Annotated in this window: 19 protein-coding genes; 7 read left to right on the forward strand and 12 right to left on the reverse strand. The window is 36.9% G+C overall.

All coding sequences use genetic code 11. The features are described from left to right. Window positions 1–271: 271 nt before the first annotated feature. Together IPK35_06045 and IPK35_06050 are read left to right on the forward strand one after the other, a co-directional pair. Window positions 272–1,714: a hypothetical protein gene (locus IPK35_06045; GenBank protein ID MBK8052835.1), complete on the forward strand. Its 1,443-nt coding sequence runs from the start codon at window positions 272–274 to the stop codon at window positions 1,712–1,714. A gap of 102 nt (window positions 1,715–1,816) precedes the next feature. Further along, the gene (locus IPK35_06050; protein MBK8052836.1) at window positions 1,817–2,173 is read left to right on the forward strand and encodes a DUF1232 domain-containing protein; all 357 of its coding nucleotides are present in this window, start codon (window positions 1,817–1,819) and stop codon (window positions 2,171–2,173) included. Between the two features lie 32 nt (window positions 2,174–2,205). Here the strand turns inward: IPK35_06050 and IPK35_06055 are convergent, their stop codons facing one another. Then, complete coding sequence (locus IPK35_06055) at window positions 2,206–2,625, reverse strand: thioredoxin family protein (protein ID MBK8052837.1); 420 nt, start codon at window positions 2,623–2,625, stop codon at window positions 2,206–2,208. A gap of 135 nt (window positions 2,626–2,760) precedes the next feature. Between IPK35_06055 and IPK35_06060 the strand changes: the two genes are divergently transcribed. Then, window positions 2,761–3,372 (forward strand): outer membrane beta-barrel protein, encoded by a 612-nt coding sequence (locus tag IPK35_06060; GenBank protein MBK8052838.1) that lies wholly within the window; start codon window positions 2,761–2,763, stop codon window positions 3,370–3,372. Window positions 3,373–3,411: 39 nt separating this feature from the next. On the opposite strand, the gene panC is transcribed toward IPK35_06060, so the two are convergent. The 3 genes from panC to IPK35_06075 form a co-directional block, all read right to left on the reverse strand. Then, a complete protein-coding gene (panC, locus tag IPK35_06065) occupies window positions 3,412–4,242 on the reverse strand; it encodes a pantoate--beta-alanine ligase (GenBank protein MBK8052839.1) in 831 nt (276 codons plus the stop codon). A gap of 4 nt (window positions 4,243–4,246) precedes the next feature. After that, window positions 4,247–5,347, reverse strand: coding sequence for a hypothetical protein (locus tag IPK35_06070; protein MBK8052840.1), 1,101 nt, complete (start codon window positions 5,345–5,347; stop codon window positions 4,247–4,249). A 370-nt stretch (window positions 5,348–5,717) separates the two neighbouring features. Continuing rightward, window positions 5,718–7,913: a S46 family peptidase gene (locus tag IPK35_06075; protein MBK8052841.1), complete on the reverse strand. Its 2,196-nt coding sequence runs from the start codon at window positions 7,911–7,913 to the stop codon at window positions 5,718–5,720. 286 nt (window positions 7,914–8,199) lie between these two features. Here IPK35_06075 and IPK35_06080 point away from each other — a divergent pair, with 286 nt between their 5' ends. Then, on the forward strand, window positions 8,200–9,801 hold the full coding sequence (locus IPK35_06080) for a CTP synthase (GenBank protein MBK8052842.1): 1,602 nt from the start codon (window positions 8,200–8,202) through the stop codon (window positions 9,799–9,801). A 20-nt stretch (window positions 9,802–9,821) separates the two neighbouring features. Next, window positions 9,822–10,370: an RNA methyltransferase gene (locus IPK35_06085; protein ID MBK8052843.1), complete on the forward strand. Its 549-nt coding sequence runs from the start codon at window positions 9,822–9,824 to the stop codon at window positions 10,368–10,370. Window positions 10,371–10,950: 580 nt separating this feature from the next. Here IPK35_06085 and IPK35_06090 read toward each other — a convergent pair. The 3 genes from IPK35_06090 to IPK35_06100 all read right to left on the reverse strand — a co-directional run bounded on the left by IPK35_06090 (window position 10,951) and on the right by IPK35_06100 (window position 13,265). Next, on the reverse strand, window positions 10,951–12,021 hold the full coding sequence (locus IPK35_06090; protein MBK8052844.1) for a Fic family protein: 1,071 nt from the start codon (window positions 12,019–12,021) through the stop codon (window positions 10,951–10,953). A 209-nt stretch (window positions 12,022–12,230) separates the two neighbouring features. Continuing rightward, window positions 12,231–12,680 (reverse strand): transposase, encoded by a 450-nt coding sequence (locus IPK35_06095; GenBank protein MBK8052845.1) that lies wholly within the window; start codon window positions 12,678–12,680, stop codon window positions 12,231–12,233. A gap of 375 nt (window positions 12,681–13,055) precedes the next feature. After that, window positions 13,056–13,265: a DUF2007 domain-containing protein gene (locus IPK35_06100; GenBank protein ID MBK8052846.1), complete on the reverse strand. Its 210-nt coding sequence runs from the start codon at window positions 13,263–13,265 to the stop codon at window positions 13,056–13,058. Between the two features lie 524 nt (window positions 13,266–13,789). Between IPK35_06100 and IPK35_06105 the strand changes: the two genes are divergently transcribed. Further along, window positions 13,790–15,349, forward strand: a complete 1,560-nt coding sequence (locus tag IPK35_06105) for a DUF4153 domain-containing protein (protein MBK8052847.1) — start codon at window positions 13,790–13,792, stop codon at window positions 15,347–15,349. Between the two features lie 88 nt (window positions 15,350–15,437). Beyond that, window positions 15,438–16,478, forward strand: coding sequence for a response regulator (locus IPK35_06110; GenBank protein MBK8052848.1), 1,041 nt, complete (start codon window positions 15,438–15,440; stop codon window positions 16,476–16,478). A 2-nt stretch (window positions 16,479–16,480) separates the two neighbouring features. On the opposite strand, the gene IPK35_06115 is transcribed toward IPK35_06110, so the two are convergent. The 5 genes from IPK35_06115 to kynU form a co-directional block, all read right to left on the reverse strand. After that, window positions 16,481–17,365, reverse strand: coding sequence for a YitT family protein (locus IPK35_06115; protein ID MBK8052849.1), 885 nt, complete (start codon window positions 17,363–17,365; stop codon window positions 16,481–16,483). A 58-nt stretch (window positions 17,366–17,423) separates the two neighbouring features. After that, window positions 17,424–18,026: an HD domain-containing protein gene (locus IPK35_06120; GenBank protein MBK8052850.1), complete on the reverse strand. Its 603-nt coding sequence runs from the start codon at window positions 18,024–18,026 to the stop codon at window positions 17,424–17,426. Window positions 18,027–18,051: 25 nt separating this feature from the next. Beyond that, a complete protein-coding gene (locus tag IPK35_06125) occupies window positions 18,052–18,429 on the reverse strand; it encodes a hypothetical protein (GenBank protein MBK8052851.1) in 378 nt (125 codons plus the stop codon). After that, window positions 18,430–19,170, reverse strand: coding sequence for a hypothetical protein (locus IPK35_06130; GenBank protein MBK8052852.1), 741 nt, complete (start codon window positions 19,168–19,170; stop codon window positions 18,430–18,432). It lies immediately after the preceding gene. A gap of 74 nt (window positions 19,171–19,244) precedes the next feature. Further along, window positions 19,245–20,510: a kynureninase gene (gene kynU, locus IPK35_06135; protein ID MBK8052853.1), complete on the reverse strand. Its 1,266-nt coding sequence runs from the start codon at window positions 20,508–20,510 to the stop codon at window positions 19,245–19,247. Window position 20,511: the final 1 nt, after the last annotated feature.

Genomic DNA, 20,511 nt, shown 5'->3' on the forward strand with positions numbered 1-20,511 from the left:
CCCTTTTTTATTGCGTGTGGTGCCGGTGTGGCAACCAGGGTCTCCACCTTTGTTGCCTCCCTTTCTAAGCTCACCCCCGGCCCCTATTGGGCCTTTAGGGCAGAGGGTAAATTGATGAAATATTCCATATAGACACATTCTCAAATGTGCCGTTTGCTCGTTTTCATTCTTACCCTAAAAGAAGTGCAATATGTTATTCACACATATAGCCCTGCTTTAATCATATAATGCAAAAATATCATATCTTTGCACTTTAAAATAATTAAAGATAATGTCTAAAAATATATTGGTCGCTTCATTATTCTTAACCATTATTGCTGGTTCTCTTCACGCACAACAACAGGAAAAGCTGATCGCTCTCAACAATTATGTCAATTTTTCAAATGAAGGTACTCATGGTTTACTGATTGTACATAGGTTGCTTGAAAATTTTAATAAAAATATCAACAAGTATGTAGATCTACCGGATCAGCAGATCAATTTTTACTCCAATAAAGACCTTCCGCAGGATATTTTTCAGGATGATGAAAACTGGTTTTACGACACATCGCCTAATGAATACTTTTCCCTAATCAGTAAATCATCAGGTGTATTGTCCGAGCCAGCAGAAAAAAAGCTGAAAGCCATCTCAGGGGATATGAAGACCATCATGCAAAATATCAACAAAATAAGATTTGATCTGGAAAAAATGATCACAACACTAGATCTAACCAAACGCGAAAACCTTAGTATCGTCTATGACAAACTGGAAGAAGGTGTAAAGTTGTTTAAATCGTATTATGATAAACAGATGATTCTGGAAAGAGAGGTTTCTGCTGTCTATTTGTCACTGAATATCAAACCAGAAAATCAGGTTTATGTTTCTCTGCAGACCGCTCTGAAAGATGTTTATACAACAACTTATACGGCACTCAAAGCAATGTACAATAAAGAAGATGAACAATATCCTGAATTGATCCTGGCACAGGAAGCGGCTTTGTCAAGACTGAACAACATCAATTTGTCCAACCTTAAGGATACTAAATTACTGAGTCCAAAAATACAACTATACTGGGCAAATGTCAAAAAACAGTCTGGAGAATCGATCAAAGGCCAGAAATCATTCGCTGAATCAGAAAATCTTCCTGAAGAATATAAACTATATGGCAAACATTATTACTACTACAATATATCGGTGATCAATAAATTCAACCGATATGGCAATGGAGTAGTTTTTGAAATCAACAGATTCAATGAATTCCTAAACCTTCCCGTCTTAAAACATTTTGAATTGCCTCACTATTTCAAAGTAATATATCCTAAGTTACTAGTTAAAACAGACTATCTTGCTTCTGCCGATCCGGTCATCAAATCAATACCTAAGGTAGTCAAAGGCAGGAATGTTGTTACGGCAAACAGGACAATTTTTGCCGATAAAGATGTGGTGGAATTTCAATTGTACGATCATAAAATCATTGACAAGGATATAGTGTCTCTCAGTTTTAATGGTGAGTGGATCATCGAGAAGTTTGAAATCAGCGAAAAACCAAAACCCTTTACCCTAAAATTGAATGTAGAAGGCAAAAACTTTTTATTGCTTCATGCTGACGATATGGGTAGGCAACCTCCTGCGACTATCGCACTTTCATATACCTATAAAGGTAAAAAAGAACTCATTGTCCTAAATTCTGACACTGTAAAAAGTGAAGTCATTGAAATAGTTTTGCAGAAATAATATCACTTTTGTCTTGGTGGAAAACCTGTTGGTCTGAAAATTTGAAATTCTGAAATTTTTATTGCCGAAAATTTGTTGAGATAAAAACATCAGGAATTCATAATGATAAAGATTTTCAAAACTGTTCAATTTCTCCAGCAGAAATTTAAAATATTGGGTACAAGATTAGTGTATTCAGTATTGCTTATGATATACGCATATCAGTCAAAAAATACACCGTCCTGGGCAAAAAAAATCATCATAGGCGCCATTGCGTATCTTTTATCACCATTTGATGGAATGCCGGACCTGACTCCTGTCATTGGCTTTACCGATGATCTGGGAGTTATCAGTTTTGGCTTAGTAGCTATAGCCTGCTACATCGATGAAGACGTAAGAACAAAAGCCAGAGAAAAGATTCATAAGCTCTTCAAGCAAATAGATGAAAATGATCTTGCAGCTGTTGATGCAAAACTTTAAAGAAATACTGCTATAAAATGCAATTCAATTCATCAAAGCAAGGCCTTGATCATATCAGCCAACTTGGACTTGCTGTGTCCTTTTCCTGAAAGCCTGTGTTTTTCAACATTATCCTTGTAGATGATGATGACCGGCTGACCAGCAACACTGTATTTGGCAGTGATATCTTTATTTTTGTCAACATCCACTTGTCCGAGTTTTGCTGCTTTGATAGATGTGTCAGAGATAAGACCTTCTACATCAGGTTTTTGTGCAGCGCATATAGAACACCAGGTAGCATGAAAAAACATAAGGCTTACACCTGTCTTAATGGTAGCATCATAATTGGATAAAGTGGTGATGTCTGTCAGTTTGGCAGAGGTTGTATTACCCGGATCAGGAGTTGTCACTTCTTCTTTACTGCAAGAGTTCAGCACAGTCGCAATAGTCAAAATAAATAATAATCTTAGCATGATTGTTACAATTTAATTACAAAAATATAATATTTATAGTTATGCAAAAGAATTTGTATCAATTATTTTTTGAGTGTTGCATTGTTTTGGTTGTTACAATAAATAAAACAGAAGCCCGTTATTAAAAATAAAAACATGGCACGACTACTTGTATTGATCATTGTTCTGACTTTTTCTTTTTGTGGAAATGCTCAGCTTAGAATTCACGCCGGTGGTGGAGTAAATTTCTCAAATATTGATTTTAAAAATTTACAAACCCCAAAAGTAAACTCAGCTACTAATTATTTCATTTCAGTAAGACCGGAATTAGGTATCACTGAAAGTATATCTGTGGGTATGGATATTCAGTATTCGAGAAAAGGATACAACTTTGTCGATGCAAATGCTGACCCTATTTCAGGGTATCGATTTCAATATTTAGATATGATACCTCAGGCTCAGTTTAAAATTTTAAAACCATTATCTTTATTTGGCGGAATAGGCTTAGGGATCAGGACCAGTGAAAGTTTCAAAATAGAAGAAATCTGGGATGAAGCAAAGACAAAGCTTTCAAAACCAGCTGAGTTTACTTATGTAGCAGGTCTCAGGTTTTATCCGGTCAAAAAAATCTCCATTCACACTCAGTTTGCGGGCACTCTTGGACAGTTTTTCGATGTGGAATGGACCGATGCACAAGGCCACGTCATACCCAACGTCTCTACAAAACTCAATAATATCCAGATAGGCATTGGATATCAACTATACTGATTAGTGTTATGATGTTTTTTTGGAAGACTTAATACGGTCTTATTCTTCTTTTAAGATAATATTGTCTATCAACCTTACACCATCGGCCCACACAGCCACACAAGCGACAACGTAAGGAGATTTGGCAATATCATTTACCGGTTTTAATGTATATCCGTTGCATATGGTTAGATATTCCGGTTTAAAAGGATCAACTTTCAATCGTTTCATTCCGTAATTTTCAAGCTCTGAAACAGACTTTGTACTTTGGTATTTTTTTACAGATTGCAGTGTTTTGTATATGATTCCTGCTTTTTCTCTTGTTTCTTTACTGAGTCTTTCATTTCTGGAACTCATAGCCAGTCCATTTGGTTCTCTAAGAATTTTACAAACTACAAGGTCGGTTTTTATCTTTTGCGTCCTGATCATATGGGCTATGATGGTAAACTGCTGAAAGTCCTTTTGACCCATATACAGCCTGTCCGAGACAACCTGTGCCACGCCTATAAAATGTCCTGGCCTGAAAGCACCCTCCATGTAGGAATCAAGTCCACCCAAATCTATATCCTTCCCTTTTTGATCACCATCAGGATATATTTCTGACGCTGCCGGAGTGAAAACGACATCTGCCCTGGCAGTCAACAGTAGTGAAATATCTGATTCCAGCGTTCTGGGATATTTTTCAAGGTCTTTTTTGTCATTAAATTGGGTGGGATTGACAAAAATGGACACTATGACAAGATCATTTTCCCTTTTTGCTTTCCTCACAAGGGAAAGATGCCCTTTGTGGAGTGCACCCATAGTTGGCACAAAACCTATGGAAACTCCATTTTTTTTATTTCTTTGAACCAGATCAACAAGATTTGGAACATTTTCTACTACAAGGATCATTAAACTACACCTTTTTTATTTGAGCAAACCATTTTTTTATAATATTTTCCGCAGGTTTATCCTGAGGTGTGTAGTCTTTTTCAGGGTATCCTTCGTGCCCCAAATTATCTGGAAACCATTTCCACAAGAACCCTCCTGCCCAGAAGTTTTCAGCTGAAAGGGCCGTCCACAAAGCATCATATGCGTTACTTTGTGCATTATGATTGATATTCAACTGATGTTTTGATTTCTCGACTTCCCAGGCTTTGCCCGCACAACCATCCACTGACATGTACCCGTACTCAGTAAAAAGTATTTTTTTCTTATTTTTGTCTGAAAATGCTTTCAATTTTCTTACCACTGGCTTCCATTCCTTTACTAAAAGACCTACCGGAGGGTTTTTGGCATCGCTAAGCGGAAAGTAACTACTAATTCCTATAAAATCCAGTTGGTCCCAGATTTTAGTTGTTTCATAACTATCCCAATTGGCAGAATATGTAATTTGTCCTTTGTAGGTTTTTCTGATTTCTTTAATAAGTTCCCTCCAGAATTTTTCTCTCTTTACTACTGCAATATTATATTCTGTACCCACACAAAACAACTCAACGTTGTGTTTAGCTGCAACTCCTGCAAAATCCATAATATAAGCTTTGTAATTTTTTTCCCAGTCTTTCCATTTTTCTTCTGTATCAAAATCCATGTCACCTATCCATCCACCGCCTGTGTATACCTGTGGTTTGAGCATGATTTTCAATCCTTGTTTTCTTGCTTCCTCAATACACGATTCTATTCCGGTGATTTTTTCTCCCCACCACTGTCTTTCCACATTATAGGTAACATTGGTCTGTCCTTTTCTGGTAAATCCATATGGCACAAAACAAACCCACTCCGTGTGTATATCTCTAAGCCTTTTGAAGGCAGGAGACCCTATGGGTTTTTGGGGAGCAACTACTGTGATACCTTTTATTATAATGCCTTCTTTAAGACTAATGGGATTTACATCAATCGGGAGTATTTTTTTGTCTGAATTCTCGATATAACCGCGTCCCTCCAACGATGCAAATATCAGATTGAGCAAAATCAGAATTGCGATAAGTATAAATATCTTTGATTTTAATATCTTCATTATCCTATATAGACGATAAAAAGGCGCAAAGTTACTTTTTGTATTTGCACTTCAAGCAAAATGTCATTTTTTTATTTTTGCTTTTAACAATTATTACTTTTTTCAATGGAAGTTTGTTTAAAATCTCATTTGAATATAGTTGGATAAAATATTGAATTCGATTTCGTTTAGATAAGGAATTTTTCTTAGTTTTTACCCTATCTAAATCTTTCACTTAAAATGGAAAGACTTCATAAAGATGTCTTAACTAAACGACATTGATATTGAATTGGGAAATTTTGAGGTAATTTGAAAAACCCTTTGACATTACACATTAAGTTAAAAAGTCTCCGAATTTTTTTTAATCCCTCTTACTACCGTGAATATCTATTTAATTCCTTTTACCTTTTTGTATAGTCATCTTTTTTTTCGGATGCACCAACTTCATTTCTTTTATGAGGTGGCCTGCATTACTGTATTTGTCTACTACCCAGAGAATATAGCGTGCATCTACCATGATATTGCGGCAGATAGAAGGGTCATAGTTGAGATCACTCATAGTGCCTTCCCAGACTCTGTCAAAATTCAATCCGATGAGATTTCCATGTGCATCTATAGCCGGACTTCCTGAGTTGCCTCCTGTGGTATGGTTTGAAGCTATAAAACAGACAGGCAACTTTCCGTTTTTATCTGCATAGATGCCATAGTCTTTGTTTTTGTATAGTTCGAGCATACGTGGCGCGAGATCAAACTCATAGTCCCCAGGTACATATTTTGCTATAACTCCATCGAGGTAGGTTACCGGAGTGTAATATACTGCATCTTTTGGTTCATAACCATGTACATTGCCGTAAGTGACGCGCATGGTACTATTGGCGTCAGGGTAAAATCTCTTTTCTTTAAATACTTCTGTTTGCGCTTTGGTGTATTTTTCCTGGTTGAGGTCAAGACTTCTTTTGATTGTGTTGTATGGCGTTGAAATTTCACTTTCATAAAAATCAGCCCAAGCTGTTGCCAAGGCATAAATAGGATCACTTTTTATAGCAGCCACGCCTTTTTCAGGACTCAAGGCCATTATTTCCATGACTTCCTTTTCGGTCGTCAGGCTACTGAGTGTAAATTGATCTGCAACCATCATATCATAACTTTCGTCTGATGACATTCCAAGATTTTCTCTTTTCAGAAATTCAGGTACAAATTTTTCATCGAGGTTGTCCACATACAATGTAAGCAAAGCACCGAATTTTTCCTGATCAATTTTATTGTCAAAATCCTTAAAGAAGGCAGTTAGACTCGGTTTGAGTTTATTGACCTGAGCGATATATGCATTGTTTCCACCAGACTCGTACTGTGTGACCAGTTTCCTGAAATCACTCATCCTGGCCAGGATCTCCACATTGCGCAGTGCAATTTCCTGATGATAATCTCTGGCCAGAGCTAGTTTTTCGATGTCATTGTATTGTTTTTCGAGATCAGAAAGGAGATTTTTATAAGGACTGTCAGGCGAGAGTCTTTTTTGAAACGCTGCTTCATATTCCTTTTTCTTTTGTACGGCATTACTTTGTCTGAGCCCCTGAGATTCTCCTATCCATTTTTTCCATGCATTGGCTATAGAAGCGTATTTGGAAGCATATTTGATTTTAGTTGCTTCATCCTCTCTCATGTATTTATCCATGATCTTCAGTGACGTCTCTCTGATCGATATTCTTGCCGGATTGAGAGTATTGAGTGTCTGTGATATAGCAGATGAAGGAAGATATTGTGTTGTTCTGCCCGGAAATCCAAAAACCATAGTAAAATCGCCTTCACTGATACCATCGAGTGAAATGGGAAGAAAATGTTTAGGTTTATATGGTACATTTTCAGGGGAGTATTCAGCAGGTTTATTGTCTTTTCCGGCATAAATTCTGAAGAGTGAAAAGTCACCGGTATGTCGAGGCCAAACCCAATTGTCTGTATCTGCTCCAAATTTTCCTATAGATTCAGGTGGTGTACCAACCAATCTTACATCCCGATATATAGTCGTAACAAATGCAAAATACTGATTTCCATCGAAAAATGGCTTGATGACCACGTCCTGATACGACTCTATAGCATAGGATTTTCGGACATCGGCGATGTTTTTATCTATGGCACTTTGTCTTTCTGTCGGCGACATACTTTCTGTGACACCATGTAGGACTTTTGCACTCACATCGTCTATCCTGTCTATGAAGGTAGCTGTAAGTCCTTTGTTGGGTAGTTCTTCCTGATGGTTTTTTGCCCAAAAGCCATTTTTGATAAGATTGTTGGTCACTGTAGAGTGAGACTGAATCTGCCCATAACCACAATGATGATTGGTGAGCAGTAAGCCATTGGGTGATATCAGTTCAGAAGTACAAAAACCGCCAAAATGCACAATCGCATCCTTAAGAGAACCTTTATTGACACTATAAATGTCTTCAGCTGAAATTTTCATGCCCATGCTCTTCATCTCTTTTTCATTGAGCAGTTTGAGCAATTGTGGCAACCACATGCCCTCGCCGGCAAAGCTGGAAAAAGGAAGAATGAAAAATATCCAAAAAGTAATTTTAAAAATGAACTTCATTGTATTGCGTTTGAGTTATCAAAAAATGAAAAGGTAAAGTTACAAATCATTTGGTTCAGGCAGTGCTATGGCAAGGCAAAGTTTTAAATTAACTTGTTATATTTTTATGGTAACTATTTATGAATAGATCAGGAAGTAGAGTTTTATGAAATCGTCATAAAGGATTTTACTTCTCTATATTTTAATCAGGGTTAAAAATATTACCTCTATCCTGAAAATTCCGAATAAATCGCCTTACCTTTGCATCCCGTAGCAAGGAAAACAAACTTTCTTTCTTCATAAGCGCATGGCTAAATATATTTTTGTTACGGGAGGAGTAACTTCATCACTTGGAAAGGGTATCATAGCAGCATCACTGGCTAAATTGCTTCAGTCCAGAGGTATCAGAGTAACTATACAGAAGTTTGATCCTTATATCAATGTTGATCCGGGCACACTAAATCCTTACGAACACGGCGAATGCTACGTAACTGAAGATGGTGCAGAAACGGACCTTGATTTGGGTCATTATGAGCGGTTTCTGAACATACCGACATCACAGGCCAACAACGTCACTACTGGCAGAATCTACCAGACAGTCATAGAAAAAGAAAGAGCAGGTGCCTTTCTGGGCAAAACTGTGCAAGTGATTCCCCATATTACTGATGAGATAAAGAGGCGCATCACCTTAGTAGCACAAGATGATATGTACGATATTGTTATCACTGAGATCGGTGGTACAGTAGGTGATATCGAATCACTACCCTATCTCGAAGCCCTGCGACAACTGCGGCGAGAAGTAGGTAAAGATAATTGTGTGGTAATACATCTTACACTTATCCCTTACCTCAAGGCTGCAAAAGAACTCAAAACCAAACCAACGCAACACTCTGTAAAAGAGCTCCTTCAAGCTGGTATTCAGCCTGATATACTGGTGTGCAGGACAGAACATCATCTCCCAAAAGAACTTAGAGAAAAACTGGCCTTATTTTGTAACGTCGATGAAAAGTCTGTGATAGAAGCTATAGATGCAGAAACTATTTATGATGTGCCACTGCTCATGCTGAAAGAAAAACTCGACAAAACTGTCCTGAAAAAATTATACATCAAAAATAATAACGAACCTGATTTACACCATTGGAAGGAATTTTTAGGCAAACTGAAAAATCCCACCAGGGAAATAAATATCGGATTGGTAGGAAAATACAATGAACTTCAGGATGCGTATAAATCTATCTACGAAGCATTCATTCATGCCGGAGCTGTCAATGAGTGCAAGGTCAACGTCATTCCGATCCATTCCGAAATTCTTGAAAATGGTGATGTGGGCTCTAAGTTGAAAGATCTTCAAGGTGTTCTGGTTGCACCGGGATTTGGAGAACGAGGTATCAATGGAAAACTTGAGGCCATCAGATATATCAGAGAGCATAAAGTTCCATTTTTTGGTATTTGCCTGGGTATGCAATGCGCTGTAGTTGAATTTTGTAAAAATGTGCTGGGTATAAAAAACGCAAATTCAACAGAAGTAGATCCAAAAACCAAAGAACCCGTTATAGACCTCATGCCCGAACAAAAGAAGATCACCCTGAAAGGTGGTACCATGAGACTTGGATCTTATTCTTGTAAGATTTCTAAAAATTCATTGAGTCAAAAAGCGTACGGCAAATCAGACATAACCGAAAGACACAGGCATCGCTATGAGTTTAATAATGCCTATCTGGAAAGGATAGAAAGTGCCGGCCTTCTGGCCACCGGCAAAAATCCTGATTCTGGTCTCGTAGAGATAGTAGAGCTCAAAGATCATCCGTTTTTTGTAGGTGTACAGTATCATCCCGAATTAAAGAGCACTGTAGAAAATCCGCATCCGCTTTTTGTTGCTTTTATCAAAGCAGCTCTCGTCAATTCTTAATGGATATTTTTTATAGAAAAATGAGAAAACTCAAACTGGACGAACTGCGAAGGCCTGATATCGATACGTACAAGAATTCTGAAAAAATTCCAGTGGTAGTCGTTGCTGACAATATTCGATCCGCGATGAACATCGGCTCAATATTCAGAACTGCAGATGCATTTGCTGTAGAAAGGGTCATCCTGTGTGGCATCAGTGCCGTACCACCCAACAGAGAAATCACAAAAACAGCTATCGGTGCTACAGAATCTGTACAATGGCATTATGAAAGTGATATCGTCACTGCAGTCATGAATCTGGAAAATGAAGGATATTATATTGCAGGCGTTGAACAGACAGATGGCTCAGTTTCATTGGAAGATACCGTTTTTCCCATTGGAAAAATAGCTGTAGTTTTCGGAAATGAAGTAGAAGGAATCAGCGATGCTATCCTGCCTTTAATGAATGTGTGTATCGAAATCCCACAATTCGGCACCAAACACTCACTCAATGTCTCTGTCTGTGCAGGCATAGTCATGTGGGAATTGATGAAAAAATATAAACCAGCGCTACAAGAACAAAATAAATAGCCTGAATTCTGGTTATGGAATTTTATATTACTTCTTTAAACAATAGGGGCGTAGCCTTATAATCTTTGTAATCAGAGTCCCAAAACATATAATCAGGGGCGTAGCCCTGTAACCCTAAAACAATTTCAGCATCATTGAAGATGTCAGGGCTACGCCCCTTATTATCAATTAATTAAGTCATTTTACAAAGATATCAGAGCTAACGCTCCATCTTTTATGTGAATATTTATGTATGTAAATAAATCCTTTTTCTTTCGCTTTTCCTTTAAACTGATGGCTTGATAAAAGGGAAGTTTACTACAACATTATTTTTATAAGGCTTTACAAACCCATTTTCGAGCATAATTTCATTTATAGTCTTGCCATCAGTTAAAATAATGTAAGCCAGGCTTCGCCCCTATTTAACTGTCGTATCGCCATTGTGCACGCGGTCTTAATGTTTTAAACCGTTGCGCAGATAAGCAGTAAGAGCCTTTTTGAGTTTGTTTAATGATTTTTGATTTTTGTTATAAAAAATTATTTAATTGTAGCGTAGCAACTGCTGCCACCCTACAAGTCGATCTAGCGATTTCAATTTAAATCAAATAGGGTAGATAAGTAATTCTATTAATGCCTTATTTATAAAGAAATTATCTCTGCCAATTTTCTTTTTTTGGACTAGGTCTAAATCTTCAAGTTGGTCTAAATATCTTATTGCCGTATTTCTACTGACATTCAAGTCATGCATAATATATTCAATCTTAGTATATGGATACCTGAAAAGGTTATTAAGTAAGTCCTGAGAGTAAATTTTAGGTGCTTCATTTCTTATGACTAATTTGTATTGTTGCATTGCTGAACTCATTCGTTTGATAACCTTTATTGTATTTTGAGAAGTCTCTGTAATAGAGTCCAGCATATATATAATCCATGGTTCCCAATCATTTGAATCTCTAGTGTATTGAAGCAATCTGTAATATTCTGATTTATGCTTGATGATGTATCTACTTAAATAAAGAATAGGGAGCGTTAATAGATCATTTTTGATCAGATAGAGTATATTAATGATACGTCCTGTTCTTCCATTTCCGTCATAAAATGGATGGATGTTCTCGAATTGATGATGAATAATAGCCATTTTGACCAAAGGATCAACATCTGAGATTTCATCATCATTAATATATTTCTGTAAATTATCCATTAATAAAAGTATGGTGTCATAATCCTGCGGAGGCATATAGACCATTTGTCCGGTTGCTTCGTTTAATAACTTTGTTCCTGGCAACTTTCTAAAGCCAGCTGAATTACTTTGTATCTGTGCTTGAATTTCAAGAATCACCTTATTGGTCAAGAGTCCGGAATTTTTCACCAATTCAAAACCTTTCTTCAAGGCATTTGAATAAGCATGCACTTCCTTTAAAGTTGATGAAATATAAGATTGTGCTTGATAATTCGATTGGTATAAATCATCAAATGTTGAAATTATATTTTCAATAGCAGAGCTCTCTCTTGCCTCCTGTAAGGCAAGAGTATCTATCAGAATATTTTGATTTGGAATGGATGCTGCTATACCTTTAAGTTCTGCCAAATACCTATGTGCTTCTGCAGTTTTCTTAAGAATCTTTTTAGACTCAACATCTAATAACAGAGGAAGTAATGCTACATCACCCATATTGTCGAAATTATTGGTTATAAAATACAAATATAACCCATATTATTGTATATTTGGGTTGTTTTGGTGAAATATAACCCAAATAATTTAGATTTTGATTTACTTTTTTTATGTAAAAAGGTACGCTCTAACTATTTTGTCTTAGGGCGGGGGAACGAGATTAGGATATGTTTAATTTATTTTCTTTCCACCTGTTTGTCTTTTGATTATTATAACAGTATTTTGTCATCGAATAAAGTATATTGAATGTGCTCTCCGTACCTCGGTACGCTTCGGAGTGATAGCTTCCACTCTTTTCGGTCATCTGTCCACTCCTTTGGAAGATATAAACGTGCGTTAACCAAACACACTTTCTCACCACTTCCTAACGACGCAAATACGCCTGTTTGTGAATTTTCGATCTTTCCTTCAATGCCATTATATTGTCTGGAGACTCCAACGGAGTGCTTACCTGATTTTTTGTTACTATTTTCATCAATATTGAGCGCTTGTAGCTTTCGATCCCCTAAATCTTTATTGACTTTTTTAGCCACTTCCATCATGAGATCCGAAGTACTCCAGGGTGAATCTGAAATGAAGTGCTGTTGAGATTGATAATCGGCTTTTGACTTTTCTACCATTCGTTCTATATTGCGCTTGGAGCGTTCGGCGCAGAACAAACCTTCGATATATTTAATAGCATTTTCGCAAAGGTCTGATGTCTTTAATTTTAAAACTGATTGATAATCAATGACATGTGAGCAAAGGTCACCATCCTTGACGACCTGAACAATTTCATAAAGGCTTTGTTTTGTGTTCTTAAAAAGTCGTTTTTGTTACTGCTGTTCCTAAAGGTAAGAAGTTTTTGCACTCAAAAAAACGACAGTACAAATACCCGAAATTTTTACAATATGTTGGTTATCTGTACATTAAATTTAACAAAGTAGAATTAGACCTGTGTACCCTTAAAACAAAAAAGTCTGACTACCAGAAATGTAAGTCAATCACTATTTCAACAGGTAAATAATTGAAACTTTCAAAAATGACAAATAGTATTAATTCAGCTCCTTATTCTCAATAATGGCTAATGCGTCATCCACATCATCTTCATGTACTTTGATTTCAAAGATGTCATTTGGAAGAATGGTCCTATGCCCTTCAAACTGAAAAGTCTGAATACCTGCTTCATGCAATGCTGTTACCATGAGTTCGCCAACGATACGATCATGGTATGTTCTTATTGTGATATAATTTTCAGTACGCATAATTGGAACTATTTAAAACTCATTAAAGTGAAATGAAAATATGATACAAAAAATTTAATATCATAATGTATTGTAAATTAAATAATTATGATACTAAATTTTTGCATTCGATTTTCTGTTGTTATAACAAATCAAAGTATTAAAAAGGTTCCTGAAACATGTTTTATTTTGCTTTTTTAATGATTTTCACATTATTTACAACCTGATCTGTCTCATCACATTTATCCTATTACTGGGCAAATCTGGAACCAATTTTGAGTCTAATCCGAAAACAAAGATTTTATGATAGTCAACCATTTTTACCCAATCCCATGCCAAATCACCAGGGATTCCCAAAGGGTAAACGCTTGATTATCTATGTAATAGAAATAGAAATTGTCCCATTTTTTTCATCAAAGGCTTTTCAGAGATGACTTAATATTCTATTCAACCAATATTTGCAGGTTTAGTGTGTATTACAAAATAGATTTCAAGGACCCAATCATGTTAAATAATTTCTTAGATTTACATGTAAAATAAAATATATGAACAATCTGCTCCAGAAAATAAATATTCAAGGGAGATTTGCTGAAATCAGCAAACGTTTTCCACTGGTGATGATCTTTGCGTTGATCACTACCATCACCCTCATCCTGACAGTGGAAGACGATAGTGGCAAAATTTTCAGATGGCCTGTTGCCGGATTCATCGGATTCCTTGCTGCATTATTATGGACATTGTATTGTGAAGCTCAGAGTTTTTCCAGAAAAATCTTTATCACAGGTACTTTAATCTTAATAATTTTACTTGGCATATTCTACATGATGATTCCTACTGATTTTAGTACAGGACATCCGTGTTTTTGGTTATCTACCATAGGTTTGAGTATCGTTTTGCATCTGCTGATATCTCTCATACCTTATACAAAAAACTACAATACATCTCATTTTATCTCGTACAATGTTACTTTATTTAACAGCTGGATGCAATCTGCACTTTTTGCACTTCTGGCATATTTAGCACTTGTTCTGGCTATATTGGCACTGGACGAACTTTTCAATCTTGATGTAAATTCGATTTTTTATTTCAGATTGTTCATTTTTATAACGGGATTGGTTCAGACCACTTTATTCCTTTCTGAAATTCCGGATAAGTTTGACGAAAGTCCTGCTGTTGTACCAAAATCGGTATTCAAAGTGATCGTAGCATACCTCTTTATTCCTGTCACTATCCTGTATGCTGTCATACTCTATGCGTACTTTTTCAGACTGATACTTACTGATCACAGTATGGTGCAATGGACCTATATTATGGTATTATGGTATTTAAGTATTGGTGTTTTAACCTGGTTGCTCTCCGGGTATTTGGATCATGGGGATAAATCGTATATATCTGTATTCAGGAAATGGTTCTTCATTTTGTCTATCGTTCCACTCGTGATGTTATTTTTTTCAGTGAATAATAATATTGAGATGAGTGGTATCAGGGAAGAGTTTTATTTCAGTGCATTGGCAGCTGTGATAATATCTCTTATTTTTATGTACTTTTTCATTTCTAAAAACAAGGATTACAGGATATGGCCTATAGCCGGTATTTTATTTTGTGTCATAGCTTTCTGGTCAGGTCCTTTTTCAGCCTGCAAAGTACCTGTGATAAACCAACAGAAAAAATTGGTACAAGAAATGGAGACAAAAGGTATGATCAAAGATAGAATTATGGTAGTCGATAAATCTAAGAAGTATCAGGACAGTGCCGGGATCATCACCAATAAGCTTTATTATCTTGAATCCCGCAACGCACTCGGCTACATCAAAGACTATGATAAAAATAATCTCATAACATCACCAAAGGATAGTATCACGTCATCTGACATTATAAAATCATATGGGTTAAATACTTTTTTTCCAACTTCTAATATTTACAAAGAATATACACATCCAGCATTCAACACCTACGATATCAAAGGTTATGATCTGATAATTCCGATGTCATCATTTGGCGAAGCACTAAGTAAGGAATTCTTAAAGGTGGACGGTCAAAAATGTATATTGTATATAGATGGTAACAAAAAAGGCGAATTTGATGTATCAGATTTTGTGAGTTGAAATTTCACATACTCTTTATAAAATTTAGTAGTTATTCAGGAATTGATTACATTTACACCCCAATCAAAATCAAAACAATGTTTATAATATGATTAAAATTTTGGTAGTAGACGATGAGCCCGATCTCGAAGTTTTGATAAAACAAAAGTTCAGAAAAGAAATCAGAGACCACAGATATGATTTTAGTTTTGCAACCAATGGAGTGGAAGCCTTATCATACTTAGATTTGAATGCGGATACAGACATCCTGCTCAGCGACATCAACATGCCCCTTATGGATGGTCTTACTTTGCTTTCTAAAATTAACGAACAAAACATTCGTATAAAATCAGTCATTGTTTCAGCCTACGGAGATTTGCAAAACATAAGGATTGCGATGAATCGTGGCGCATTTGATTTTATAACTAAACCCATTAATTTTGAAGATCTTGAGATAACCATTGAAAAAACTATAAAACAGGTAACACAAATGAAGATGACCATGGAGGCCATCAAACAGAATAACTTACTAAAAATGTATGTGGATGAAACAGTTCTGAAATATATGACAAGTCAGGAGTTTGAAACTACGCTTCATGCTAATGAGCAAGTGGAAGCCACTGTTGCATTTATTGACATTTGTTCATTTACAAGCATCTCCGAAAATACATCACCAGATACAGTGGTCAAGTTACTGAATACTTACTTTGATGTCATGGTCAAGGAGATCATAGCGCAGGAGGGTTATGTAGATAAGTTTATCGGAGACGCTATTATGGCTATTTTTAAAGGTGATTACCATCTTGACAGAGCTATTGATGCCTGCCTTGCCGTCCGAAAACATATCAATGAATTACCTGCTGAAAATATTGAAAACAATTTTAGGCCAAAAGTATCTACAGGTATCAATTTTGGTGATATGATTTCCGGAAATATTGGATCGGTAAGCTTGAAAAGATTGGATTATACCGTCATAGGTGATGCTGTCAATGTCGCTCAAAGACTGCAATCCATGGCCGCACCTGATCAAATATTAATTTCAGAATCGGCATATCAAAAAGTCAAAGAGTCATTTCATTGCAAAGAAGCAGGATCATATCAGCTCAAAAACAAACAGCATCCTGTAAATGTCTATGAAGTGCTGGAATAAGGTCAGTTCTTTTTCTTCTTTTTTATCACTCCTCCTGCAACTTCTTTAATACTTTGAACATAAAAAAACGCAGTCGGATCGGCCGTTTCTATTGCCTTTTTGAGACGGTGTATTTCCAGCCTCGTGACAATCGTCGAGATGATATCACAATCATTTTTAATCTCAAAAGAGCCGGGCAGATACCCTCTTTCGCCTTTATATACCGTGATTGCTTTATTAAAATCATTGACCAAAATAGATTTAATCAATTCATGTTCTCTTGAAATGACGGTAAGAGAAGTGTATTCTTCAAAACCATCAACGACATAGTCTGAAGTCCGTACAGCCGTGAAGTAAGTCAGAATAGAATACATGGCAGTTTCCAATCCAAAATATAAGGCCGCAATCAACATGATAGAGACATTGATGAAAAGTATAATTTCACTGGTAGAAAATCCTGACTTTTTGTTGGTATAATCTGCCAGTATCTCAAGGCCATCAATGACCGCGCCGGCTCTGATGACCAATCCTACTCCCAATCCTATAAGAAAGCCTCCAAAAAAAGCGATCAGTATTTTATCTTCGGTAAAAACAGGAAGCGTCACAACATTGGATAGGATGCCAAGCATCAAAATGGCGATGAAACTATGGACAGCAAATGTTTTGCCGATTCTCAGATATCCGAAATAAATAAAAATCAGATTGATGCCAATAAAAAAGTAACTAAAATCTATATCCAGCCACTCATAAAATATGATGGACATGCTCGTTACACCACCATCCATAAATCTGTTGGGTATAAGGAAGCCTTTCAATGCAACCAAAGCTATCAATACACCAGCTACTGTATATACGACAGATGAAAATGAAAAGATGGAGACCCAGTCAATTCTATTTTTTGAAGACATTTGGTAATCATGATTTTGATACCACAAATTAAATCAATTCTGAATTAAAATGCCTATGTTATAATAAAGAATTTGATACTTTATAATGTCTTTTTGCGATCAGACTGTTTAAATGAGACTTTTTGATAGGCTCCCTGTACTTTTTAGCAAATTCAGTATGATATTGGTGTGAAAGCAGAAATTTGATTTGGACCAGATCAAACTCATACTCATTTTTTACCAAACCAATATTTAAAAACTCCTTAAATAATGTCTGTCCGATAGGATAAAAATCTGAAGTGCCCAGATAATCCAGATCAGCATCACAGAGTATCTGGCTCAACAAATCTGTAGGATGCTGAGGTATCTTTGTGGAGGCTACCATTTTGCATATTTGAGTGATAGGGTCATCCTTAAATCCCCAATGAGGCAGGATCTCTCTGGCATAAAGAATACTGGCTTCTTCATGGTCATCATAACTCCATATCAACCCGATATCATGAAGTAAAGCTGCCACGCGAAGTATAATGCTATCTTCATCATTTAGATTCAACATATCAATATATCGTTCACAGGCATCGAGAACGTATTGAGTATGATGTAATCCATGGTAGGCGTAAGCAACCGGCATTTCATTAGCAAACTTAATAAAAATAGCCTCTTTAAATTGATTGTAATCCATTAAATATGAGCCTAAGATATATTTTTTAATGTACTGTGATGATCTCAAATCTCTTCAGGAATGCAGGGTCGAAATCTGCGCCGTGACCAGGTGTACCATCGACCGTCAACTCCCAATCTTTGTGGTACGTAAGCCCTCCTATGACAGGATCCTCAGAATGCATCAAAGGACTGTCCATATCGTGAAACAATATATTGTCCCACGCCATACTAAAGTGGAGGAGGGCACTCATCCCAACTTTGGACTCACTGAACGAGCCAACCTGACAATACACATCAGCTGCCTCTGCCAAGCCTGCTAATTTCATTCCATTGCATATACCTCCCGTTTTACCAAGTTTGATATTGATCATATGTGCAGCCTGCTGACTTAGTACTTTGTAGGCATCTTTGTGATTAAACACTTACTCATCTGCCATGATAGGCATAGGGCTCAATGCTGTGAGCCTTGCCTGATCGACTATGTTTCCGGCTTGTACAGGTTCTTCACAATGTTCGATATTGAGGTCTTTCATACCTTGAAGTGCCCTCAAGGCATCAATGTAATTCCAGCCCTGATTGGCATCAATTCGCAATGGAAGATCGTATCCGACAGCATCTCTGATCGCTTCCATTCTTTCCACATCCTTTTTGTATCCTCTTTCTCCGAGCTTCACTTTCAATACAGGGAAACCCATTTCTTTAAATTTAACGGCTTTTTCGACCATTTTTTCCTTGGTTAGCAGGCTCACGGTATTGTCTGTATATATTTTTTTGCTTCTGTCTCCATTGAGCATCACATATAGAGGCTTTTCATCCATCTTGGCTACAAGGTCATATAGTGCCATATCAAAAGCACATTTGACAGATGCGTTACCTACGATCATTTTGTCCATCAGGGCCACATGCTGATGTATTTGTCTGGGATCTAAACCTATCATAGCAGCAGCGAGATCTTTTGCAAAAGCTACTGTTCCGGTCTGAGTTTCGCCATGAATGGATCTAAATGGACAACACTCTCCTACTCCATAAGTACCATCAGTGTTGTAAATCTTGATTATTGTAATCCTTGCATGAGTCAAAGCACCTTTGGAAATGACAAAGGGCTCTGTCAGTTGTATCTGGGCTGGTATGATTTCAATTTTGTGTATGGATGACTTACGCATAATTTTGTATTTTGAAATGATATGTGCAAATGTATAAAAACTACCAGAATAAATAAAACCCATTGGCCGGATATTTACAGTAAATCCAATCCATCTTTTAATATTCTGTGAAAATGCCACACATCTTCAAAAGTATTATAAAACGGTGCGGGAGCCACTCTCATGACATCAGGTTTTCTCCAATCTAAAATCACACCATGATCCATGAGATACGTAAAAAGGGATTTGTCAGGCTGAACCATTTGCAATGAAAGCTGACAACCTCTCCATTGCCCTTCCGATGGAGTTATGATCCGCAATTGATGGCCTGCAATATTTAAAATCAAATACTCAAGATAGGAAGTCAACATCTCGGATTTCCTGCGTAGAGCAGGTATACCAACTTCATCAAATAAGTCCAATGAAGCTCTTATGGCCGCCATACCGAAGACCGGTTGATTGCTCACTTGCCAGCCGTCAGCTGAAAGCGCAGGATCAAACTTTGGGCCCATCATAAATCTGGTTTTGAGATCATTGCCGTACCAACCGGCAAATCTGGGCAAATCTTTATTGGTATGGTGTCTTTCGTGGATAAATACTCCAGATAGATTGCCTGGTCCGCAATTCAGATATTTATATGTACACCAAGCCGCAAAATCCGGGCCATCGTCATGCAGACTCAAAGTGACATTGCCCGCGGCATGGGCCAGATCAAAACCTACAATACACCCTTTTTTATGCCCGGCTTTGGTTATTCTTTTTAAATCATAAAGCTGTCCGGAGTAGTAGTTAATACCACCAATCAGTATCAGAGCAATCTGGTCTCCGTACATTTCTATTGTCTCATCAATAGTATCCTGAGAGACTAAGTTAGCTCCCGGCTCAGGCATCAATTCTATCATGGCCTCGGCAGGATCTAAGCCATGAAATTTTATTTGACTCTCGATAGCATATCTGTCTGAGGGAAATGGATTGTAATCAAATAAAATTTTGTTTCTCTTATGGTCTGGTTTGTAAAAACTTACCATGAGCAAATGGATATTGACAGTCAGTGTATTCATGATGACTATCTCATTGGGTCTTGCACCTACGATATGAGACATGGACACAGCAAGGCTCTCATGATATGTTATCCATGGATTTGCTCCTGCAAAGTGCCCCTCGACAGCAAGGTTTTGCCAGGCGTCAAGTACCTGAGATATATGAGTGGATGAATTCTTTGGCATGAGCCCAAGGCTGTTACCACACATATATATGACATCTCGTCCCTTACTATCTTTTGGGATGTGGAACCTACCTCTGTACACCGATAAAGTGTCATTATAGTCTCGTTCTTGTGCAAAAGCCAAAGTATTGTTCATA

The organism is Saprospiraceae bacterium (assembly GCA_016713025.1).
GTDB lineage: Bacteria > Bacteroidota > Bacteroidia > Chitinophagales > Saprospiraceae > OLB9.